Origin of the sequence: Mitsuaria chitosanitabida ATCC BAA-476 = NBRC 102408, from assembly GCF_001598255.1 — a bacterium.
Lineage (GTDB): Bacteria > Pseudomonadota > Gammaproteobacteria > Burkholderiales > Burkholderiaceae_C > Roseateles > Roseateles chitosanitabidus.
Genome location: NZ_BCYP01000055.1, coordinates 1 through 1404, shown reverse-complemented (window position 1 = coordinate 1404; position 1404 = coordinate 1). Strand labels below are relative to the sequence as shown.

Genomic DNA, 1404 nt, shown 5'->3' with positions numbered 1-1404 from the left:
GTTGAAGCCAGTCGGCAGTCATGGCCCGCCCCTCGGCCAACGAGTTGAAGACCTAGTAGTCCAGCACCATATTTCCCCAAGCTCATCCGAGAGTGGGGAATTCGGCAGATCACCGCCGTCACTCAAATGTGCTTTCATCTCAGCATTTGCAAGAATCATCCAACCCAAACACACTTTTGACTTTTAAAACTCGCAAGATGACCTGAGACCTCCGGGAGACGCATCCCAAGGCATGCTAGAAAGGAGGCCAGAAATTACGACAGTAGCCTCCGGGTGCTTCTCCGAATAGCGCCCACACGCCGCTCTAAGGAACACCAAGAACTCCGCCTCAGAATATATCCGCTCATTCCCAAAGGTTCCCACCTTCACCCCCACAAAGTCTCCGTCTGGACTCAAATCAGGGAACAGGCAATATTCCTCATCCAACACACACCCGTCTCTATTCACGATACTACTCAGACAACCAACAAAATCCTCCTCAGAAATGTAGTTAAAGAACTCCTTAACAATCCAATCCTCATCAACCCTAGAGTCAACATTTGGAAATATTTGCACACAAACCCAATTAGGAAAGAAGTCGTCGCGCAGCCCTCCAGAAAGGTCGAGCCCGTCAGCTTGCCGATCTGAAGTATCTAGTTCATCCGCTCAAACGTACTTACTGCGAACGACCTCCACGTCCTCGCGCAATCCGACATCCAGAAGAGAATCAAATCTCTTATCCACGCTTTCAAAAATCCACTCCGCGTATACATACCGAAGAACTCCAAGAACATCCTCGGCAAATAGTTCATCCTCCCAAATATTTACATCAGCCTCGACTGCCACCATAAATGTGGATGTCAGAGCCAACAGTTGCAGCCAAGGATCATCGCCATCAATGAATATTTCGAGATGCTCGTAGGTATAAGCAAAGGCTTGCAGACTGGTCAACCCTCCCTTCGAAACCGCCTCTCGAAATGCGCCACCTGCCGCCCCCTTAAGATCACTGTAAGTTGGCCTGCTTCTATTCATGCCACCTCCTTAGTCAGGGGAGAAAATTACCTGCTTGGCAAAAAACATTTAGCTGAATATTCGGACACTTGGCTCTAGATTGACCAACAATACTCGAACAACTGAGGAAAATAGTCTTCTCCGAGTAGAGATTAGTTACACCAGTCGGATTATCGGCACCCAACGTGCGCCCGGCCACGATGGTCACGTTGCCACCGACGCTGCCGATCCTCGAACCGTGGGCCGGCTCCTGCACCTGATCTAGCCCGCTGTGCCGATCCCGCGCGCCGACGGTGATGCCGCCGCCCGCCCCCATCACGCCCCGCGTGACGTGTTGACGGTCATCACTGCGATGAGCGGTGTCGCGTGCGCTCTCGATGCCCACGTCCCGTTCCGCCCTCAGGACCGTCCCTT

Annotated in this window: 3 protein-coding genes; all 3 read right to left on the bottom strand. The window is 52.1% G+C overall.

Annotated features, from left to right (window positions below):
- Nucleotides 1-183 precede the first annotated feature (183 nt).
- Nucleotides 184-555 (bottom strand): ribonuclease toxin immunity protein CdiI, encoded by a 372-nt coding sequence (gene cdiI / locus MCHT01_RS27965; protein WP_169806217.1) that lies wholly within the window; start codon nt 553-555, stop codon nt 184-186.
- A gap of 90 nt (nt 556-645) precedes the next feature.
- Nucleotides 646-1011, bottom strand: coding sequence for a hypothetical protein (locus tag MCHT01_RS26590; RefSeq protein WP_148661740.1), 366 nt, complete (start codon nt 1009-1011; stop codon nt 646-648).
- Nucleotides 1012-1024: 13 nt separating this feature from the next.
- On the bottom strand, nt 1025-1404 hold a 380-nt coding region (locus MCHT01_RS26585), incomplete at its 5' end, for a hypothetical protein (protein WP_218017950.1).